Annotated in this window: 16 protein-coding genes; 5 read left to right on the forward strand and 11 right to left on the reverse strand. The window is 71.7% G+C overall.

Annotated elements, in window-relative coordinates; translation table 11 throughout:
• Window positions 1–160: 160 nt before the first annotated feature.
• Both ACIRHA_RS30160 and ACIRHA_RS30165 read left to right on the forward strand, forming a co-directional pair.
• Window positions 161–1,702 carry a multicopper oxidase family protein gene (locus ACIRHA_RS30160; protein ID WP_403852468.1) on the forward strand — a complete coding sequence of 514 codons (1,542 nt, stop codon included), beginning with the start codon at window positions 161–163 and terminating at the stop codon, window positions 1,700–1,702.
• Between the two features lie 20 nt (window positions 1,703–1,722).
• Window positions 1,723–2,496 carry an SDR family NAD(P)-dependent oxidoreductase gene (locus tag ACIRHA_RS30165; protein ID WP_403852471.1) on the forward strand — a complete coding sequence of 258 codons (774 nt, stop codon included), beginning with the start codon at window positions 1,723–1,725 and terminating at the stop codon, window positions 2,494–2,496.
• 143 nt (window positions 2,497–2,639) lie between these two features.
• On the opposite strand, the gene groL is transcribed toward ACIRHA_RS30165, so the two are convergent.
• The 4 genes from groL to ACIRHA_RS30185 all read right to left on the reverse strand — a co-directional run bounded on the left by groL (window position 2,640) and on the right by ACIRHA_RS30185 (window position 6,581).
• Complete coding sequence (groL, locus tag ACIRHA_RS30170; protein ID WP_403852474.1) at window positions 2,640–4,265, reverse strand: chaperonin GroEL; 1,626 nt, start codon at window positions 4,263–4,265, stop codon at window positions 2,640–2,642.
• A gap of 118 nt (window positions 4,266–4,383) precedes the next feature.
• Window positions 4,384–4,692, reverse strand: coding sequence for a co-chaperone GroES (gene groES / locus ACIRHA_RS30175; protein ID WP_018528412.1), 309 nt, complete (start codon window positions 4,690–4,692; stop codon window positions 4,384–4,386).
• Window positions 4,693–4,905: 213 nt separating this feature from the next.
• Window positions 4,906–5,628 (reverse strand): polysaccharide deacetylase family protein, encoded by a 723-nt coding sequence (locus ACIRHA_RS30180; protein WP_403852477.1) that lies wholly within the window; start codon window positions 5,626–5,628, stop codon window positions 4,906–4,908.
• Window positions 5,625–6,581: a polysaccharide deacetylase family protein gene (locus tag ACIRHA_RS30185; RefSeq protein WP_403852480.1), complete on the reverse strand. Its 957-nt coding sequence runs from the start codon at window positions 6,579–6,581 to the stop codon at window positions 5,625–5,627. The genes ACIRHA_RS30180 and ACIRHA_RS30185 overlap by 4 nt, the downstream gene beginning before the upstream one ends.
• An 82-nt stretch (window positions 6,582–6,663) precedes the next feature.
• Between ACIRHA_RS30185 and ACIRHA_RS30190 the strand changes: the two genes are divergently transcribed.
• On the forward strand, window positions 6,664–7,860 hold the full coding sequence (locus tag ACIRHA_RS30190) for a methyltransferase domain-containing protein (protein ID WP_403852873.1): 1,197 nt from the start codon (window positions 6,664–6,666) through the stop codon (window positions 7,858–7,860).
• A 51-nt stretch (window positions 7,861–7,911) separates the two neighbouring features.
• Complete coding sequence (locus ACIRHA_RS30195) at window positions 7,912–8,226, forward strand: class I SAM-dependent methyltransferase (RefSeq protein WP_403852875.1); 315 nt, start codon at window positions 7,912–7,914, stop codon at window positions 8,224–8,226.
• On the opposite strand, the gene ACIRHA_RS30200 is transcribed toward ACIRHA_RS30195, so the two are convergent.
• From ACIRHA_RS30200 to tsaB, 4 genes are read right to left on the reverse strand one after another with little or no spacing between them, the layout of a single operon-like run.
• Entirely contained in the window at window positions 8,223–8,471 is a 249-nt protein-coding gene (locus tag ACIRHA_RS30200; RefSeq protein WP_403852483.1) for a hypothetical protein, read from the reverse strand. The genes ACIRHA_RS30195 and ACIRHA_RS30200 overlap by 4 nt on opposite strands.
• Entirely contained in the window at window positions 8,468–9,562 is a 1,095-nt protein-coding gene (tsaD, locus tag ACIRHA_RS30205) for a tRNA (adenosine(37)-N6)-threonylcarbamoyltransferase complex transferase subunit TsaD (protein WP_403852485.1), read from the reverse strand. Before tsaD ends, ACIRHA_RS30200 begins: the two co-directional genes overlap by 4 nt.
• Complete coding sequence (gene rimI, locus ACIRHA_RS30210) at window positions 9,555–10,046, reverse strand: ribosomal protein S18-alanine N-acetyltransferase (RefSeq protein ID WP_403852877.1); 492 nt, start codon at window positions 10,044–10,046, stop codon at window positions 9,555–9,557. The genes tsaD and rimI overlap by 8 nt, the downstream gene beginning before the upstream one ends.
• Before the next feature lie 26 nt (window positions 10,047–10,072).
• Window positions 10,073–10,738, reverse strand: coding sequence for a tRNA (adenosine(37)-N6)-threonylcarbamoyltransferase complex dimerization subunit type 1 TsaB (gene tsaB / locus ACIRHA_RS30215; protein WP_403852488.1), 666 nt, complete (start codon window positions 10,736–10,738; stop codon window positions 10,073–10,075).
• A gap of 116 nt (window positions 10,739–10,854) precedes the next feature.
• On the opposite strand from tsaB, the gene ACIRHA_RS30220 reads away from it, so the two are divergent.
• Window positions 10,855–11,409, forward strand: a complete 555-nt coding sequence (locus ACIRHA_RS30220; RefSeq protein ID WP_403852491.1) for a hypothetical protein — start codon at window positions 10,855–10,857, stop codon at window positions 11,407–11,409.
• Between the two features lie 321 nt (window positions 11,410–11,730).
• Here ACIRHA_RS30220 and tsaE read toward each other — a convergent pair whose 3' ends face one another.
• The 3 genes from tsaE to alr form a co-directional block, all read right to left on the reverse strand.
• Window positions 11,731–12,270: a tRNA (adenosine(37)-N6)-threonylcarbamoyltransferase complex ATPase subunit type 1 TsaE gene (gene tsaE / locus ACIRHA_RS30225; protein ID WP_403852494.1), complete on the reverse strand. Its 540-nt coding sequence runs from the start codon at window positions 12,268–12,270 to the stop codon at window positions 11,731–11,733.
• Window positions 12,233–13,471 carry an alpha/beta fold hydrolase gene (locus tag ACIRHA_RS30230; RefSeq protein WP_403852497.1) on the reverse strand — a complete coding sequence of 413 codons (1,239 nt, stop codon included), beginning with the start codon at window positions 13,469–13,471 and terminating at the stop codon, window positions 12,233–12,235. The genes tsaE and ACIRHA_RS30230 overlap by 38 nt, the downstream gene beginning before the upstream one ends.
• Window positions 13,472–13,591: 120 nt before the next feature.
• Window positions 13,592–14,773: an alanine racemase gene (gene alr, locus ACIRHA_RS30235; RefSeq protein ID WP_403852500.1), complete on the reverse strand. Its 1,182-nt coding sequence runs from the start codon at window positions 14,771–14,773 to the stop codon at window positions 13,592–13,594.
• Window positions 14,774–14,841 lie beyond the last annotated feature (68 nt).

Raw genomic sequence — 14,841 nt, forward strand, 5'->3', positions numbered from 1 at the left:
CGCCGCCCGGCAGGCTGGCCGTCTGCCGCACCGGCATCTCGGCGCATCGCCGTTTTGCCGTCTCGGGGAAAACCCTGGCGGGGTACGGGGGTTGAGGTCGGGGACGGGTCCGGGAGCGTCCCCGATGCGGGCCGCCACCGGTCGGCGGAACGCTCGGGGCATGACCCGGAAACCGCGTATGCAGCGCGTACTCGTCGTGCTCGGCTCGCTCGTCGCCGTCCTCGCCCTCGCGATCGGCGGTGGCGTGCTGTGGCTGTGGAGCGACGCAAAGGTGAGCACCGTCGGCAAGGCGGAGTTCCGCAACGAGCTCGCGGTGCCACCGCTCGCACCGTCGCGCATCGACAAGAAAGACGGCGCCCGCGTCTTCGACCTGCGGATGCGGGAAGGGAAGAAGTCCTTCCAGCCGGGGCGGACGACGGACACGTGGGGCTTCAACGGGGACTACCTCGGGCCGACGCTGCGCGCGCAGCGCGGCGAGAAGGTCAGGGTCCGTGTCCACAACGGGCTGGGCGAGGCCTCCACCGTGCACTGGCACGGCATGCATCTGCCCGCCCGGATGGACGGCGGGCCGCACCAGATGGTCGAGCCGGGCGGTACCTGGACGCCCCGGTGGACCGTCGGCCAGCCCGCGGCCACGCTCTGGTACCACCCGCATCCGCACGGGAGGACGGAGCGGCACGTGCAGCGGGGGCTCGCCGGGATGTTCCTCGTGGACGACGAGAAGAGCGCGCGGCTCGCGCTGCCGAAGACGTATGGGGTCGACGATCTGCCGGTGATCGTGCAAGACGTGACCTTCGACGGGGCGAAGTTCGACCACGGGCACGAGATGATGCGGTCCGTCGGCTTCCTCGGGGACCGGACCATGGTGAACGGCACCCTCGCCCCCTACAAGGTCGTACGGGACGAGCGGGTCCGGCTGCGGCTGCTGAACGCCTCGACCGCGCGGACGTACGACTTCGGGTTCTCGGACGGGCGGGACATCGCGCTCGTCGGGACGGACGGCGGGCTCCTCGAGCGGCCCGCCAGGACGGACCGGGTGCGGTTGTCGCCGGGTGAGCGGGCCGAGGTCGTGGTGCGGATGGAGCCCGGGGAGCGTGCCGTGCTGCGCAGCTTCCCGCAGGACGGCTACGGGGGCGCGTGGCAGACCCGGTTCAGCGGCGGGGACGACGCGTTCGACGTACTCCAGTTGCGGGCCGCCGAGCACTTGCGCCCCTCCCCCGAACTTCCTTCCGCTCTGGGCGAGTTGGAGCTTCCGGAGGCGGGTGACGCGGTGCGTTCGCGCCACTTCGACCTCAAGACGAGCGGGATCAACGGGCGCGCGATGGAGATGGGCCGCATCGACGACACCGTCACCCGCGGCACCACCGAGGTGTGGACGGTGCGCAACAACAACGGCATGCCGCACAACTTCCATGTCCACGACGTGCAGTTCCGGGTGGTGGAGGTCAACGGGAAGAAGCCGCCCGCCGCGTTGCGCGGACGCAAGGACACCGTGCTCCTGCCGAGCGGGACGACGATGAAGCTGGCGCTGCGGTTCGACGGCGGGCCCGAGTTCGCCGACCCCGAGGTCCCGTTCATGTACCACTGCCATCTCCTTGCCCATGAGGACCGCGGGATGATGGGCCAGTTCGTGGTCGTCGACAAGGGACAGGCGGCACGTCCGCAGGTGGGGGCGGGCCCGGGTGCCCACGGGCACCACTGACGCGTCACTACCCTTGATCCATGACTACGGCACTGATCACGGGATCCACTGCGGGCATCGGCGCCGCGTTCGCACGGCGGCTCGCCGCCGACGGACACAACCTGGTGCTCGTCGCGCGCGACACCAAGCGGCTGCACGAGCAGGCGACAGAGCTGCACGACCGGCACGGCATCGAGGCCGAGGTACTCACCGCCGACCTGGCCACGGACGACGGGATCGCGGCGGTCGAGGCGCGCCTTACGGACCGTAGGGCGGCGGTCGACCTGCTCGTCAACAACGCCGGGTTCGGCAACAAGGGGCAGTACCTGGAAGTCCCGATGGCCGATGAGCTGACGATGCTGAAGGTGCACTGCGAGGCGGTGCTGCGGCTGACGTCGGCGGCCGCGGGGGCGATGCGGGAGCGCGGGCGCGGCGGCGTGGTGAACGTGGCGTCGGTGGCGGCCTTCGTGCCCCGCGGCACGTACGGGGCCTCGAAGGCGTGGGTCGTGCAGTTCACGCAGGGCGCGGCGAAGGATCTCGCGGGCAGCGGGGTGCGGTTGATGGCGCTGTGCCCCGGCTTCGTCCGTACGGAGTTCCATGAGCGGGCCGGGATGGGCACGGGCAACATTCCGAGGTGGATGTGGCTCGACGCGGACAAGTTGGTGGCGGCGGCGCTGGGCGATCTGGCTCGCGGCAAGTCGTTGTCGATCCCGGACCCGCGGTACAAGGCGCTCATGGGTGTGGTGAAGGTGACGCCGCGAGCCATCCTGGGCGGAGTCACGTCGCGCACGGGGCGCAAGTACGGCCCCCAGTAACGGTCGTCCGTCCCCACGTCACGGGGCTCCGCCCCGGACCCCGCGCCTCAAACGCCGGCGGGGCTTGATGGGCAAAGGCCGAGGCCCGGCTCCCCGCGACGGGGAGCCGGGCCTCGGTCGGCGGCCGCCGGAGCGGCAGCGAATCAGTGCGAGTGACCGTGCCCGTGGCCGGCGGCCTCGGGCTCCTCCTCGGCCGGCTTCTCGACGACCAGGGTCTCGGTCGTGAGCAGCAGGGCGGCGATGGAGGCGGCGTTCTCCAGGGCGGAGCGCGTGACCTTGACCGGGTCGATGACGCCGGCCTTGACCAGGTCGACGTACTCGCCGGTCGCGGCGTTGTAGCCGTGGCCCTTGTCGAGCTCCTTGACCTTGGAGACGATCACGTAGCCCTCCTGGCCGGCGTTCTCGCCGATCCAGCGGAGCGGCTCGACGACGGCGCGGCGGACGACGGCGACGCCGGTGGCCTCGTCGCCCTCCTTGCCGAGGGAGTCGTCGAGGACCTTGGAGGCGTGCACCAGAGCGGAGCCACCACCGGAGACGATGCCCTCCTCGACCGCGGCGCGGGTCGCGGAGATGGCGTCCTCCAGACGGTGCTTCTTCTCCTTGAGCTCGACCTCGGTGGCCGCACCGACGCGGATGACGCAGACGCCGCCGGCCAGCTTGGCCAGGCGCTCCTGCAGCTTCTCGCGGTCCCAGTCCGAGTCCGTGTTCTCGATCTCGGCCTTGATCTGCGCGACGCGGCCCTGCACGTCCTCGGACTTGCCGCCACCGTCGACGATGGTGGTGTCGTCCTTGGTGATGGTCACGCGGCGCGCGGAGCCGAGCACCTCGAGACCGGCCTGGTCGAGCTTGAGGCCGACCTCCTCGGCGATGACGGTGGCACCGGTGAGGGTGGCCATGTCCTGCAGCATCGCCTTGCGGCGGTCACCGAAGCCGGGGGCCTTCACGGCCACGGCGTTGAACGTGCCGCGGATCTTGTTCACGACCAGGGTCGACAGGGCCTCGCCCTCGACGTCCTCGGCGATGATCAGGAGCGGCTTGGAGCCACCGTTCTGGATGACCTTCTCCAGGAGCGGGAGCATGTCCTGGATCGAGCCGATCTTGCCCTGGTGGATCAGGATGTACGGGTCGTCGAGGACGGCCTCCATACGCTCCTGGTCGGTGACGAAGTACGGGGACAGGTAGCCCTTGTCGAAGGCCATGCCCTCGGTGAAGTCGAGCTCCAGGCCGAAGGTGTTGGACTCCTCGACGGTGATGACACCGTCCTTGCCGACCTTGTCCATCGCCTCGGCGATGAGCTCGCCGACCTGGTTGTCCTGGGCGGACAGACCGGCGACGGCGGCGATGTCGGACTTCTCGTCGATCGGGCGGGCGGTCGCGAGGAGGTCCTCGGACACGGCCTTGACCGCGGCGTCGATGCCCTTCTTCAGGGCGGCCGGGGAGGCGCCGGCGGCGACGTTGCGCAGGCCTTCCTTGACCAGGGCCTGGGCCAGCACGGTGGCGGTGGTCGTACCGTCACCCGCGATGTCGTTGGTCTTGGTCGCCACCTCCTTCACCAGCTGCGCGCCGAGGTTCTCGTACGGGTCCTCGACCTCTACCTCACGGGCGATCGTGACGCCGTCGTTGGTGATGGTCGGGGCGCCGAACTTCTTGTCGATGACGACGTTGCGACCCTTGGGGCCGATCGTCACCTTGACCGTGTCGGCAAGCTTGTTGACGCCGCGCTCGAGGGCGCGACGGGCGTCCTCGTCGAACTTCAGGATCTTCGCCATGGAGCTGAATCAGTCCTCTCGAAACGAACCGCGCCCCTCGCACCCGGCATTCTCAGCGGGGGCCAGGGGCGCGGTTCAAAGCATTCTGCTTCGGTGAAGCCGGGAAGGCTTGGGTGAATTACTTCTCGACGATCGCGAGCACGTCGCGAGCCGAGAGGACGAGGTACTCGTCGCCGTTGTACTTCACCTCGGTGCCGCCGTACTTGCTGTAGAGCACGACATCGCCGACCTTGACGTCGAGCGGAAGGCGCTCGCCGTTCTCGAAGCGGCCCGGGCCCACGGCGAGGACGGCGCCCTCCTGGGGCTTCTCCTTCGCGGTGTCCGGAATGACCAGGCCAGAGGCCGTGGTCTGCTCGGCGTCGAGCGGCTGGACCACAATGCGGTCCTCAAGCGGCTTGATGGCAACCTTGGAGCTGGTGGTCGTCACGATCCGGTCTCCCCCTTCGGAGATCTCACGGGGTTAACAGTCTGGGGTGGCGACCAGGTGGATCCGTCGTCGCGGGTGCCGGACCTGCCCGTCGCTGTTGGCACTCTCCACTGGTGAGTGCCAGAAGCGAGACTATGACCGCGATTAGCACTCGGTCAAGCGGACTGCTAATCGACTCCGTCGCGGGTCACCCGGATCACCGGGCTCACCAGGTCACAGGTAGTCCTCCAGCCTCCCGACCGTGAGCCCCGCCTGCCGTACGCGGTCCAGCAGCCGGCCGGCCGCCTCGTGCCGCATCCCGTGGACCGGAAGGATGTCGCCGGGCCGCGGGTCGCCCCGCGGCTCGCGCCACACGACGATCGCGTCGACCGCGCACGCGCCCGCCGCCCGCAGGGTGTTCCCGTCGTACGCGCCCGAAGGCGGGTGGAAGAGGCGGGGCGCCGTGCCGAAGCGGGCCTCGATGCGGTCGCGCTGACCGCAGATCTCGGCGTGCTGCTCCACGTATCCGAGGCCGGGCAGGAGGGCGTGGGTGAGGGTGCGGTTCTGCACCTGGGCGCCCAGGGACGCGCCTCCGGCGCCCGCGGCACCTGCGGCACCCGCGGCACCCGCGGCACCCGCGAGGAAGAGCGAGACCGGGACGCGCCGCTCACGGAACAGGCCGACGGCCCCCGGGTCCCGCCCGACCCCGGCCCCAGTCCCGGCTCCGGTCCCGGCTCCGTCCCCGTCCTCACCCCCGGCCCCGCCCTCGTACGCCAGGAAGACCACCTTGTCGTGGGTGGGGACGCGGGAGACGACCGGCGGGACCGTCCGCTGCGGGCCGTTCCGCGCCCCGGCCGCCGCCCGCTCGCCCGGGGCGGCCTCCCCCGCGCATCCGGCCAGCACTGCTGCGGCCAGGGCGCAGCCGAGCAGCCGCGCCCACGGCCCGCGCCGTGTCACAGGTAGTCCTCCAGGCGCGCCACCGCGTAGCCCCTGTCGGTGAGGTACTTCATGAGGTTCCGGATCATGTCGGGCATCGTGCCCTTCCAGTCCTTCCGGCCCCTGAAGTGCGTGAGCAGGATGTCGCCCGGATGGATGCTGCGGTCCCACTCGCGGTAGTCCATGCGGTCCACGAACGCCTCGGCGTTCCAGATCGGGGCGTACTCGATGCCGCAGGCCTTGGCGGCGCGCAGGGTGTCCCGGTTGTAGTCGCCGAAGGGCGGGCGGAAGAGCGTGGGCCGTTCGCCGTACTTCTTCTCGATGACGTTCTGCATGCCGCAGATCTCGCGCTTCTGGCGGGCGTACGAGAGGGCGGGCAGGAACGGGTGGGTCAGGGTGTGGTTGTTGAGGGTGACGCCGCGGGCCTGCATCTTCTTGAAGTAGCCGTATCCGGGCCTGACTTCGGAGTCGGTCAGGAACGCCGTGTACGGGATCCGCAGCTCGCTCATCATCTTCAGGAACCGCGGGTCCTTCTCGGCCCCGTCGTCGATGGTGAGGAAGACGACCTTGTCCTTGGTCGGGATCGACGTGAACACGGGCGGCAGGCCGAGTTCCTTCTGGCCGTCGACCTCGAAGCCCTTGCGCGCCTCGATGGCCGGCCTCTTCGCGGGCGCGGGCGCGGGCGGCGCGGTCAGCGGCACGTCCGCGAGGCCCCAGCGCTTGCTCGCCGCGACGAGCGCGGCCCGCTGGGCGCGCAGTTTCGCCGCGTACGAGTCGAGGGCCCGGGCGGGAGGCGCCTGGAGGCCCTTGTGCGCCTGCTGACCGGGGGCCGGTTGCACCGGATCGGGGCCGCCGCCGGTCGCGCATCCTGTGGCGAGGGCGGAGGTGGCGAGCAGCGCGCCCAGGAGACGGACACAGCGTCTCTTCCTGACCAACTTTCGGACGCTTTCTCCGTTTTGTCGTACTAGTTGCATGGCGCCGGATCCTGGCAGCTCGCGGGCCCGTTCCCGGGCCGACACCGCCGCCTGGCGTGCACCGTCGCCCGCCTGGCCCACAATGGACCGGGTGAGCTCCTCCCCTTCGCCCGACGCCTTCTCCGACCTCCTGACCCCCGAGGGCCTGGCCCTGCTCGACGAACTCCGGGATCACGATCCGGCCCAGGAGCTCGCCCTCGCCACGAGGCTGCGCCGCGAGCACCCCGCCGAGCTCGTCTCGGCCGCGCTCGCCCAGGCGCGGCTGCGGCAGCGGGCGGTCGCGAAGTTCGGGGCCGAGGACGCGGGCCGGATGTACTTCACGCCGAACGGGGTCGAGCAGGCGACGCGGACGAGCGTGGCGGCGTACCGGGCCGGCGCCTTCGAGCGGCTGGGCGTGCGCTCCGTCGCCGACCTGTGCTGCGGCATCGGCGGCGACGCGATCGCGCTCGCCCGCGCGGGGATCCGGGTGCTTGCCGTCGACCGGGATCCGCTGACGTGCGCGGTGGCGCGGGCGAACGCGGAGGCGCTCGGTCTCGCCGGGCTCATCGAGGTGCGCGAGGCGGACGTCACCGAGGTGGACACCTCCGCGTACGACGCGGTGTTCGTGGATCCTGCGCGGCGTGGCGGCCGTGGGCGGATCTTCGACCCCGAGGCGTACTCGCCTCCGCTGTCCTGGGCCGTGTCCGCCGCGCTCAAGGCGCCGCGCGCCGCGCTGAAGATCGCTCCCGGCATTCCGCACGAGGCGATCCCCGCGGAGGCGGATGCCGAGTGGATCTCGGACGGCGGTGACGTGAAGGAGGCCGTGCTGTGGTTCGGTACGTCTCCCGGCCGGATGCGGGCGACGTTGCTGCCGGGGCCGCGGGCGCTCGTCGGGCGCGGGCTGCCGGATCCCGAAGTGCGGTCTGTGGGGCGGTACTTGTACGAGCCCGATGGGGCCGTGATCCGGGCGCATCTGGTCGCCGAGGTGGCCGAGGAGGTCGGTGGCGGGCTCGTCGACGAGACGATCGCGTACGTGACGGGGGACGAGTTGCGGCCCACGTCCTACGCGGCCGCGTACGAGATCACGGACCAACTTCCGTTCAACGTGAAGAAGTTGAAGGCGTTGCTGCGGGAGCGGGAGGTCGGGGTGCTGACCGTGAAGAAGCGGGGGTCGGCGGTGGAGCCGGAGGAGTTGCGGCGGAAGGCGATGCCGAAGCCCTTCGGGAAGCGGGCGGTTACGGTGTTTCTCACGCGGGTTGCGGGGGCGCCCACGATGCTCATCGGCGCGCCGGTGCGTTGACGCCACGGGGCTCCGCCCCGGACCCCGCTGCTCAATCGCCGCAGGGGCTTAATCTGCCCGCCCGGCCGGCCGCTGCTCCCGACCGCCGGAGGCCGCGTCACGCTCGATGTCGGATGCGGCACGGGACGGTTCGCGCGGCGGCTCGTGGCGCACGGGTACCGGGTCGACGCGGTCGACCCGGATCCGGCGACGCCGGCCCTCGCGGAGGCGGCCGGTGGCGGGCCGCGCTACCGCGTCGCCGACGCCGCGCGGGCCGAACTCCCGCCCGGCCACTACGCGCGACTCCTGCCCGGCAGTGAGGTGCGCCAACTGCTTTTCTGGCGCTACCTGTTGTCGTACACGGCGGACACGGCGGAAAGCCGCTAGGCCGTCTCGAACCGCCAGCGGTGGACCGTCCGGGTCACCAAATCGTCGCCCGGTTCCGGGAGTTCGGGCAGCTTCGCGTCGTACTCCGCGTCCCACCACGTGATGACGAGGACCCGGTCCTGTGGGGCGCGGAACGTCTCGCGGCGCTCGGGTTCGCCGTCGAGGACCTGGGACTTGGCCCAGGCGAGCAGCTCCTCGCCACGGCCGTCGACGGCACGGGCCTCCCACATCAGCGCGACCGTCATGAGTACAGGTTCTCCTTGCTGACCTCGTGCACGTGGTCGTGATGGTGGTGGCCGGGGACATGCGGCTCCGTCACCGGGAGCGAGGAGTCCGCGGACAGGTCCCAGGAGGAGGACGGCCGGTTGCGGGCCACCATTTCCGCGCCGAGCGCGGCGACCATCGCGCCGTTGTCCGTGCACAGCTTGGGGCGCGGCACGCGCAGCCGGATCCCGGCCCGCTCGCAGCGCTCCTCGGCCAGCGCCCGCAGCCGCGAGTTCGCGGCGACGCCACCGCCGATCATGAGGTGGTCGACTCCCTGGTCCTTGCAGGCCTTGACCGCCTTGCGGGTCAGGACGTCGACGACCGCTTCCTGGAAGGACGCGGACACATCGCGCACCGGCACGTCCTCCCCCGCCGCCCGCTTGGCCTCGATCCAGCGGGCCACCGCGGTCTTGAGGCCGGAGAAGGAGAAGTCGTAGGCAGGGTCGCGGGGACCCGTGAGCCCGCGCGGGAAGGCGATCGCGTTCGGGTCGCCCTCCTTCGCGTACCGGTCGATGACGGGCCCGCCCGGGAAGCCGAGGTTCAGCACGCGCGCGATCTTGTCGAAGGCCTCGCCGGCGGCGTCGTCGATGGTCGCGCCCAGGGGACGTACGTCCGAGGTGATGTCGGTGGAGAGGAGCAGCGAGGAGTGGCCGCCCGACACCAGCAGCGCCATCGTCGGCTCGGGCAGCGTGCCGTGCTCCAGCTGGTCGACGCAGATGTGCGAGGCCAGGTGGTTGACGCCGTAGAGCGGCTTGTCGAGCGCGTACGCGTACGCCTTGGCGGCCGAGACACCGACGAGCAGCGCGCCCGCGAGGCCGGGCCCCGCCGTGACGGAGATGCCGTCGAGGTCCTTCGCCGTGACGCCCGCGTCCTTCAGGGCGCGCTGGATCGTGGGGACCATCGCCTCCAGGTGCGCGCGGGAGGCGACCTCGGGGACGACGCCGCCGAAGCGGGCGTGTTCGTCGACGCTGGACGCGACGGCGTCGGCGAGCAGGGTGGTGCCGCGGACGATGCCGACGCCGGTCTCGTCGCAGGAGGTCTCGATACCGAGGACGAGCGGTTCGTCAGCCATGGTTCTTCTCTTCACTCACGGTATGGGTGTTCAGGCGCATCACGAGCGCGTCTACGTTGCCGGGCTGGTAGTAGCCGCGCCGGAAGCCGATCGGTTCGAAGCCGAAGCGCTCGTACAGCTTCTGCGCCCGCGTGTTGTCGACGCGTACTTCGAGCATCACCTGGTCGACCTCGAAGGCGGTGGCGTGCCGCAGCAGTTCGGTGAGCAGCCGGGCGCCGAGCCCGGTGCCCCAGTGGTCGCGGGCGGCGGCGATGGTCTGGATGTCGGCCCCCGCGGCGGAGCCGCCGTCGGACGCGGTGCCGGACGCGGCCACGCCCCCGTACCCGACCAGCCTCTCGCCCTCGTACGCGACCACGTAGCGCCGCGTGGAACCGAGGCCGCGGGCGTGCGCGAGCTCGGACCAGAACATGCCGCGCGACCAGGCGTCGTCCGGGAAGAGTTCCTTCTCCAGGGCGAGCACGGGGTCGATGTCCCACCAGCGCATCTCGCGCAGCGATACGTCCACGGCTGTCACTTGGGGGTGACCACCTTGTAGTTCTTGGGAACCTGCGCGTCGGGGCGGCGCAGGTAGAGGGGGCGCGGTTCGAGGAGCTCCTCGCCCGCGGCCAGCTTCTCCGCGGCGAGGGCGGCGAGCGCCGCGGCCGACACGTTCTGGGGCCCGCGCGCGTCCGGGAAGGTGTCCGGGTAGAGCAGCGCGCCGGCGCCGACGGCGGGCAGCCCCGCCACGTCGGAGGCGAGGTCGGCGGGCCGGTCGACGGCCGCTTCGGTGACCCGGGTCCGCGCGTCGGCATAGCGCGCCCAGTACACCTCCTTGCGCCGCGCGTCGGTGGCGACGACGAAGGGCCCCGCCCCGTCCAGGGCGTCTCCCGCCTCGTAAGCGAGCCCGTCGAGCGTGCACACGCCGTACACGGGCACACCGAGCGCGAGCCCGAACGTGTCGGCGGTCATCAGCCCGACACGCAGCCCTGTGTACGGTCCTGGGCCCACGCCCACGACGATCCCGGTGACGGCGTCGAGCCGCAGGCCGGCCTCGGTGAGCACCCGGTCGACGGCGGGCAACAGCAGTTCCCCGTGTCTGCGGGCGTCCACCTGATTCGACTCGGCCACGACGGAGGTCCCGTCGTGCAGGGCGACGGTGACGGCGGGGGTGGCGGTATCCAGCGCGAGCAACAGCACGCGAACAGCCTACGACCACCTGAAGGCGGACACGTCCGTACGTCGTGCAAGGCCGGGCCGCCGGGCCTCGACTGCTACCGTCACCCTGAGGTTCGTACTTGAGAGGCAGGCACCTGGTGGCACGGAGCAGCACCGGATTCGTGACCGCGCTCACGGCGGGATCACTCGTCGTGGTCGGCTTCCTCGCCTACCAGGCGTCGGCGAGCGCGCCCTCCGACCTCGCCGAGAAGAAGAAGGGCTCCTTGCCCTCCGCCTCGGCGTCGAAGACGCCCAAGAAGAAGACGGACCCGAAGGCGCTGCCCGCGGGCTCCGGCAAGGGCGAGCGTGTCGTGTACGCGCTGGACGGCGACCGGGTGTGGCTGGTCGGCGCGGGCAACAAGACGGAGTCGACGTTCCGGGTGACGCCCGGCACGGTGGACCCGGCGCCCGGCTCGTACGCGGTGACCTCCCGCTCCGGCTCCATCACCGGCACCGACGGCGTCCCGATCGAGCACGTGGTCCGCTTCGCCAATACGAACGGCGTGGCGATCGGCTTCAGCGCGGCGGTCAACGGCTCGACGGCCGCCCCCGACCCCGGCAAGCAGACCGGCGGCATCCGCGAGTCCCGCAAGGATGCCGACGCGATGTGGCAGTTCGCGACGATCGGCGCGAAGGTCGTCGTCGTCAAGTAACCGGTGATCAAGCCCCGCCGGAGTTTGAGGCGCGGGGTCCGGGGCAGCGCCCCGCGTCCGCGACCCCGTCCCGGCGCAACGCATCCCGGCGAACCGGCGGAGCAGGCGGCGTAGACACAACCCGCGCCGCCGCACAGGACGCGAGCAGCTCCTCCATCGACACGTTGTGTTCTGAAGCCGACATGGACGCCTCCCGAGGGCCGGAGCAGTCGTAGTTAGGTAGACCTAACCAGTACCGGCCCCCATGTGAACACGCCGAAGCCACACCGCGCAAGAATTTGCCGACGCCCTGTCGGGATACGCTCCCGCCCCCGCGGCCGATCAGCCCGCCAGCGACCCCAGGCCCGCCCCGGCCCACCGCTCCCCGATCCCGTGGAACGTCACGACCCGGACCTCGTCGGTCGTGTCACCCGTGGCCCGGTCGATGATCACGTGCAGCCGGTCGTCGGACAGCTCCTCCACCTTGCCGTCGCCCCACTCCACGACGACCACGGAATCCGGCAGGGACACGTCGAGGTCGAGGTCCTCCATCTCGTCGAGCCCGCCCCCGAGCCGGTACGCGTCGACGTGCACCAGGGCCGGACCCTCACCGAGCGGCGGATGCACGCGGGCGATCACGAAGGTCGGCGAGGTCACCGCGCCGCGTACGCCCATGCCCGCGCCGAGCCCGCGGGTCAGCGTCGTCTTGCCCGCGCCCAGCTCGCCGGTGAGCATCACGAGGTCGCCGGGGCGCAGCTGTTTGGCCAGGGCGAGCCCCAACTCCCGCATCTCGTCCGGGGAGTTGACGGTGACGGTGACCGTATTGACGGGCGCGGTGGCGGGCTCAGCCGCCGGGCTGTGCGGTGTTGCCGGTGTCTCCATAAATCCCCACGGTAGCGGCTGTCGGCACGGCTCCCGCGCGCACCAGCAGGTCCGCGAGACGGTCCGTCACGACCTCCGGGTGCTCCAGCATCACGAGGTGCCCGGCATCCGGCACAAGCACGTACTCGGCGTCCGGCAGCAGCGCCGCGATCGCCTCGCTGTGGTCGCTCGGCGTGACCAGGTCGTGCTCCCCCGCGAGGACGAGCACGGGCAGGTCCGCGAAGTGCTCCAGGGCGTCCGCCTTGTCGTGCTCCTCGAACGCCGGGTAGAACTCGGCGACCACGTCGATCGGCGTCCCCTCGATCATCCGCTCGGCGAACCGGGCGACGGCCGGGTCGACGTCCCGCGAGGCGAACGAGTACCGCTTGATGATCCCGGCGAACAGGTCGGCCGTCGCGCGGCGCCCCTTCTCCACCAGGTCCGCCCGCTGCCCGAGCGCCTTCAGCACGCCGGGCAGCACCCGCCGCACCGCGTTCACCCCGGCCACCGGAAGCCCGTAGTTGACCTCGCCGAGCTTCCCCGACGACGTACCGACGAGGGCGACGCCCACGACCCGGTCGCGGACCAGCTCCGGACACCGGTCGGCGAGCGCCATGACGGTCATGCCGCCCATGGAGTGGCCGACGAGGACGAGCGGCCCCTCGGGCGCGGCCGCGTCGATGACGGCCAGCAGGTCGCCGCCGAGCCGGTCGATGGAGACGGGCACCCCGTCCTCGACCTGCTCGGCGCCGCGCCCCGAACGCCCGTGGCTGCGCTGGTCCCAGTACACGCAGCGGACGACGCCGCGCAGGGCCGCGCGCTGGAAGTGCCAGGAGTCCTGGCCCAGGCAGTAGCCGTGGCTGAAGACGACGGTGACGGGCGCCGGGTTCTTGCGGCCGAACAGGCGGCGCCGACGGGAGCCGGAGGGCTCCGGCTCGGCCTCGTCGACCTCGTAGTACAGCTCCGTGCCGTCCTCCGCGTACGCCTTTCCCGGCACGCCGCGCAGCGATCCGTAGGGCCCCGACGCGTCGAGGGCGAGCCGCGCCTTCCTGCGCATCCCGCGGCCCACGGTCAGCCGCTCGATGGCGACGCCCGCGGCGGCCCCGGCCGCGACCACGCCTATGGCGGTGCCCGCGAGGCCGGCCCGCCGCCAGTTCCCCGACGCGGCCTGTTCCGCCGCTTCGACGACGGCCGCCGTGGCCGGTGCGCTGCTCTCGCTCACGTGCCGCTCCCTGCTCCGCGTCCTGCCTGTCGCCCGGTGTCGGGTTACCCGTTCCGTTGTTGCTTCACATGGTGGCGGCTCGGACCGCCGTGTCGGTGGACCTTCAAGCCGTGACGCCGGTCACGCGCGCGTGGTGCCGCCTTCTTCGCCGCCGCCCTCTTCGTCTACGTAGACGCGCGGTACGCGGGATCCGATGCGCGTGACGATCTCGTACGCGATGGTGCCCGACGCGACCGCCCAGTCCTCGGCGGTCGGCTCGCCGCCGTCACCGGGTCCGAAGAGCACCGCCTCGTCCCCGGCGGCCGGCTCGTCGCCGCCGAGGTCGACGACGAACTGGTCCATGGCCACCCGGCCCGCGATCGTGCGCCGTTTGCCGCCGATCAGGACCGGGGCCGTGCCGGACGCGTGCCGCGGGATGCCGTCCGCGTAGCCCAGGGGGACGAGGCCGAGCGTCGTCTCGCCCGGTGTGACGTAGTGATGCCCGTAACTGACCCCGAGTCCACCCGGAGCGTGCTTCACGAGCGCGAGATTCGCCTTCAGCGTCATCACGGGGCGAAGCCCGAAGTCGCCGGGCGTGCCGACCTCGGGGCTCGGCGAGATCCCGTACATCGCGATGCCGGGGCGCACGAGGTCGAAGTGCGTCTCCGGGAGGGTCAGCGTCCCCGGCGAGTTGGCGATGTGCCGGACCTCCGGGGTGACGCCCTCGGCCTCCGCGTACGCGACCATCTCCCGGAAGGCGGTCAGCTGGGCGGCGATGGACGGGTGCCCCGGCTCGTCGGCGCACGCGAAGTGCGACCAGAGCCCGGTGACGTTCACGAACCCGTCCCGCTGCGCCTTCAGCGCCTCCTGTACGAGCTCGGGCCAGTCGCCGGGCAGGCATCCGTTCCGCCCGAGCCCTGTGTCGGCCTTGAGCTGGATACGGGCGACCCGGCCCGCCGCGCGCGCGGCGTCGGTGACCTCCCGCAGCGCCCACATGCCGCTCACCGACATGTCGAGATCGGCCTCGATGCCCGCCCGCCAGGGCCCGCCCGGCACCCACAGCCAGCACATGATGCGCCCGGTGAGACCCGCCGCGCGCAGTTCGAGGGCCTCCTCGGCGGTGGCGGCCCCCAGCCACTCGGCCCCCGCGTCCTTGGCGGCGCGCGCGACCGGAAGCATGCCGTGCCCGTACGCGTCCGCCTTCACGACCGCCATGAACGCGGCTCCGGGCGCGTGCGCGCGCAGGGTCCTCACATTGGCCCTGAGCGCGGCCAGATCGATCTCGGCGCGGGCGCGGAGCGGGGCAGTCACGTTCTCGTTCATGGTGAGGTCAGTGTCTCAGAGGGGTGTGACACGAAATCCGTTGGCCGATCCGGCACACATCGCTTCGG

Source organism: Streptomyces sp. NPDC102360, from assembly GCF_044766085.1.
GTDB lineage: Bacteria > Actinomycetota > Actinomycetes > Streptomycetales > Streptomycetaceae > Streptomyces.

Bases quoted from the DNA above. Each gene is read 5' to 3' on its own strand.
- ACIRHA_RS30160 (WP_403852468.1), top strand. From the start codon at position 161: ATGACCCGGAAACCGCGTATGCAGCGCGTACTCGTCGTGCTCGGCTCG.
- ACIRHA_RS30165 (WP_403852471.1), top strand. From the start codon at position 1,723: ATGACTACGGCACTGATCACGGGATCCACTGCGGGCATCGGCGCCGCG.
- groL (WP_403852474.1), bottom strand. From the start codon at position 4,265: ATGGCGAAGATCCTGAAGTTCGACGAGGACGCCCGTCGCGCCCTCGAG.
- ACIRHA_RS30185 (WP_403852480.1), bottom strand. From the start codon at position 6,581: ATGCAACTAGTACGACAAAACGGAGAAAGCGTCCGAAAGTTGGTCAGG.
- ACIRHA_RS30190 (WP_403852873.1), top strand. From the start codon at position 6,664: ATGGACCGGGTGAGCTCCTCCCCTTCGCCCGACGCCTTCTCCGACCTC.
- ACIRHA_RS30200 (WP_403852483.1), bottom strand. From the start codon at position 8,471: ATGACGGTCGCGCTGATGTGGGAGGCCCGTGCCGTCGACGGCCGTGGC.
- tsaD (WP_403852485.1), bottom strand. From the start codon at position 9,562: ATGGCTGACGAACCGCTCGTCCTCGGTATCGAGACCTCCTGCGACGAG.
- rimI (WP_403852877.1), bottom strand. From the start codon at position 10,046: ATGCGCTGGTGGGACATCGACCCCGTGCTCGCCCTGGAGAAGGAACTC.
- tsaE (WP_403852494.1), bottom strand. From the start codon at position 12,270: ATGGAGACACCGGCAACACCGCACAGCCCGGCGGCTGAGCCCGCCACC.
- alr (WP_403852500.1), bottom strand. From the start codon at position 14,773: ATGAACGAGAACGTGACTGCCCCGCTCCGCGCCCGCGCCGAGATCGAT.